We start from the raw sequence: 3,861 nt of genomic DNA, 5'->3' as shown, positions 1-3,861 counted from the left end.
TAGCTTACGGCTCATAACCGCTGCTTCTCACACCTTGCCTGATTGAGCAGGCGATGCGCAGCACTGCATTTGGCAGCCCATGCATCAAAAACGAGAAAATGCCGGACAAGGTCAGTCGTCGCAACTTGACTTTGTCCGGCACTAAGCCTTCTGGTTCAGATTAATCTATACGTTGTATGTTTCGGCTGCTTTCTTGAGCAGAGTTCCCAGTGTTTCAGCCTCTTCTTCGGTCAGTCCGGTCACGCTTTCCCTGCTGACCTCGTCTGCTATCTGCCTCAGCACGGGGAGAATCTCCGCCCCCTTTTCTGTAAGGAACAGCTCGTTCTTGCGCCGGTCCGTGCTTGACACTCTCTTTTCAAGCCATCCGCCTGCGACAAGATGATTGATGTTCTTCGTCACGATGCTCTGTTCACGGTGAAGCTTCTGAATCAGATAGTCCTGACTTATGCCGGGACGTTCACTGATGGTGATCAGATAGGCGAAGTTTGCCTCGTGCAGACCGTACTTGCTGCAGCGCCGGTTGAGTTCGTTTCGGATCTTGCGATTGAAGATGGAACACCATTTTTCGATGCTATATCTCATTTTCTACCTCTTTTAAAAACATGAAGCTATGCATTTTTCCTGGGAGAATGGCGCCAGTAGATTCCAAACGTTGTAAGCAGAAGCACTGCAAACAGCACGGTAACCCACATTGCAGCATGGAATCCGGTCACAAATGAGGAAGGAATGCCTGAAACGACGATCATGATGGTGATTGACGTGGCACCGAATGCCTGCCTGATGGAATTGTTCAGGGCAGTGGCGTGACTTATCTCCGACTGGTCAAGTTCAATGAAGGATTCTGACATTGCCGGAGAGAAGACAAGGGCATTGCCGATCATCCTCAGCATGTATGCGACCGTTACGATCCAGAGCGGAGTATCCGGCTTGAGCATGACCAGCGGAAGCGATGCGACAATCATCAGGATGCCGCCCGTCGTGACCAGGTACTTTGGCCCGAAGCGGTCGTACAGGCGTCCGACGATTGCTGCGGAAAATGCATTTGCAATTGCTCCGGGAAGCATGATCATTCCTGACACGGTTGAGCTGACATGGGATTCATTCTGCGCGAAGAGCGGAATCATCTGTTCCGTTCCAAGCAGGATCATGAAGGCGAAGATGCCGACAATCGTCATTCTGCGGAAGGTGGGATTCCCGATAATGCGGACCTTGAGCATCGGTTCTTCAAGCTTGAGCTGTCTTCTGACGAACATGGTCAGGATGAAGAGACCGATGACAAGCATTGCGGCACCCTGGGCAACGCTTGTCTGGAAGAAGGTCAGGCTGGCAAGCGTCAGTGCGGCGCCTGAAAGAGACAGCAGGACGGACAGAATGTCAATCTTGAGGTCACGCGGTTCCTTGAAGTTGGGGAAAGTTGCCAGACCGACAAGAAATACCAGAACCATCAGCGGAAGAACCAGGATGAAGATATAGCGCCAGCCCAGCGTATTGACGATGAGTCCGGAGAGCGTCGGTCCGATTGCCGGTCCGAATGCGATGACAAGACCGGACATTCCCATGATTGTACCGCGTTTTTCCATCGGATAGATGGAGACCATGGTCGTCATCTGAAACGACATCAGGATGCCGCCGGCACAGGCCTGAACCAGGCGCGCAAGAAGCAGGGTCCAGAAGTTCGTCGCAAAGCAGCCGATGATTGTGCCTGCGATGAAGGTTCCGATTGTGCCGAGGAACACGGAACGGTTGCGGAACTTCTCGTACATGTTCGACGAGAGCGGGGTGACGACCCCGATGATCAGGGTGTAGCCCGTCGTGAGCCACTGGACGAGCGTGAGGGAGACGTGCATCTCCTTTTGAATGACCGGCAGAGCCGTGAGCATCATGGTCTGGCTGGCAAGACTGACGAATGTCGACAGCAGCAGAATGACCGTGATTGTGGCACGGATTCTCGGATTGATTGTCTTTGAAATGTTTTCCATTTTGTAAATGTCCTCTTTTCTGATTACATGCATTTGCATATATATATTACATGCATTTGAATGTAATTGCAACCCCCCTCTTTTTGAAAAATGCAGAGCTGCATAATTCGGTATCTGCGGAACAAGCAGCATGACAGCTCTGCATTTTCACAAAAAACACGAATAATTTCGAAATGTTTTGCGAAATTATTAGTTATGCGCTATACTTTTATTAAAACTAACAGGTTTAATATAAAGAACGAGGTGCAGAGAAGATGAAAGCAATTTTGACCACTGTCGGTGAAGATCAAGTCGGAATTATCGCAGGCGTAAGTCAATATCTGGCAGAAAACAAGGTTAACATTCTGGATCTGTCACAGACGATCATGGATGGCTACTTTACAATGATGATGATGGTAGACGTGCCGGAAAACGAAAAGGAATTCGGCGTTCTGGCACAGGAACTCGCAGATCTTGGTCAAAAGCTCGGCGTTGAGATCCGCATTCGCAACGAAGAAATCTATCGTGCGATGCATCAGCTTTAATGGGGGAGAATATGGAAAGCGAAAAGATTTTAGAAACGATTCACATGATTTCTGACGAGAATCTTGACGTGCGTACGATCACGATGGGAATCTCATTACTTGACTGCATCGATTCGGACAGCGACAAGGCCTGCAGGAAGATTTACGACAAAATCACGACCAAGGCCAGGAATCTGGTCAAAGTCGGCGAACAGATTCAGGAAGAGTACGGAATTCCAATCATCAACAAGCGCGTTACGGTAACGCCGATTTCCTTGATTGCCGCTGCCTCGCACGATCAGGATTACGTCAAGTATGCCCTGACGCTTGACAAGGCAGCTCATACGCTCGGCATCGATTTCATCGGCGGCTATTCTGCGCTTGTTCAGAAGGGATATCAAAACGGCGACAGGACTTTGATCAAATCGATTCCGGAAGCTTTGGCGCAGACCGATCTTGTCTGTGCTTCGGTCAATGTCGGCTCGACGAGAAGCGGCATCAACATGGACGCCGTTGCCGAAATGGGGCAGGCCGTCAAGAAGGCTTCAGAGCTTGACTTCATGACGAATGCCAAGATGGTCATCTTCTGCAATGCCGTTGAAGACAACCCGTTCATGGCCGGCGGTTTCTGCGGCGTTTCCGAACCTGATACCGTCATCAACGTCGGCGTTTCCGGCCCCGGTGTCGTCAAGAAGGCGCTTGAAAAAGTCAAGGGTGCTTCCATGGACGTTGTTGCCGAAACAATCAAGCAGACGGCATTCAAAGTCACGCGCATGGGTCAGATGGTCGGATCCGTTGCATCAGAACGTCTCGGTGTTCCGTTCGGCATCGTCGACCTGTCGCTTGCGCCAACGCCTGCCGTCGGTGACTCCGTTGCGCAGGTTCTTGAGGAAATTGGCCTTGAGCAGGTCGGCACTCACGGCACGACGGCAGCTCTTGCCATGCTCAACGATGCCGTCAAGAAGGGTGGCATCATGGCCTGCAGCCACGTCGGAGGCTTGTCGGGTGCCTTCATTCCCGTTTCCGAAGATGCCGGGATGATCGACGCTGTCAATGCCGGCACGCTGACGCTTTCCAAGCTTGAAGCCATGACGGCGGTTTGCTCGGTCGGACTTGACATGATTGCCGTTCCCGGCGACACGCCGGCTGAAACAATCAGTGCCATGATTGCAGATGAGGCGGCAATCGGCATGATCAACAACAAGACGACCGCCGTCCGCGTCATTCCGGTTCCCGGCAAGAAGGTCGGTGACACCGTTGAATTCGGCGGTCTCCTCGGACATGCGCCGATCATGGGCGTCAATCCGGCAAGTTCTGCCGACATGATTCATCGCGGCGGACTGATTCCGGCTCCGATTCACAGTTTCAAGAATTAGCAT

Annotated in this window: 4 protein-coding genes; 2 read left to right on the top strand and 2 right to left on the bottom strand. The window is 51.6% G+C overall.

Annotated elements, in window-relative coordinates:
* Window positions 1-165: 165 nt before the first annotated feature.
* Both V7Z60_RS09205 and V7Z60_RS09200 read right to left on the bottom strand, forming a co-directional pair.
* Window positions 166-582 carry a MarR family winged helix-turn-helix transcriptional regulator gene (locus V7Z60_RS09205; protein ID WP_334117522.1) on the bottom strand — a complete coding sequence of 139 codons (417 nt, stop codon included), beginning with the start codon at window positions 580-582 and terminating at the stop codon, window positions 166-168.
* 26 nt (window positions 583-608) lie between these two features.
* Window positions 609-1,979 carry an MFS transporter gene (locus V7Z60_RS09200; RefSeq protein ID WP_334117521.1) on the bottom strand — a complete coding sequence of 457 codons (1,371 nt, stop codon included), beginning with the start codon at window positions 1,977-1,979 and terminating at the stop codon, window positions 609-611.
* A gap of 254 nt (window positions 1,980-2,233) precedes the next feature.
* Here V7Z60_RS09200 and V7Z60_RS09195 point away from each other — a divergent pair, with 254 nt between their 5' ends.
* Both V7Z60_RS09195 and V7Z60_RS09190 read left to right on the top strand, forming a co-directional pair.
* On the top strand, window positions 2,234-2,503 hold the full coding sequence (locus V7Z60_RS09195) for an ACT domain-containing protein (protein WP_334117520.1): 270 nt from the start codon (window positions 2,234-2,236) through the stop codon (window positions 2,501-2,503).
* Between the two features lie 11 nt (window positions 2,504-2,514).
* Window positions 2,515-3,858 (top strand): PFL family protein, encoded by a 1,344-nt coding sequence (locus V7Z60_RS09190; RefSeq protein WP_334117519.1) that lies wholly within the window; start codon window positions 2,515-2,517, stop codon window positions 3,856-3,858.
* Window positions 3,859-3,861: the final 3 nt, after the last annotated feature.

This window comes from Ligilactobacillus sp. (assembly GCF_036846325.1).
GTDB lineage: Bacteria > Bacillota > Bacilli > Lactobacillales > Lactobacillaceae > Ligilactobacillus.
The sequence above is the reverse complement of the archived record's forward strand: the minus strand, read 5'-3'. Positions and strand labels throughout refer to the sequence as shown.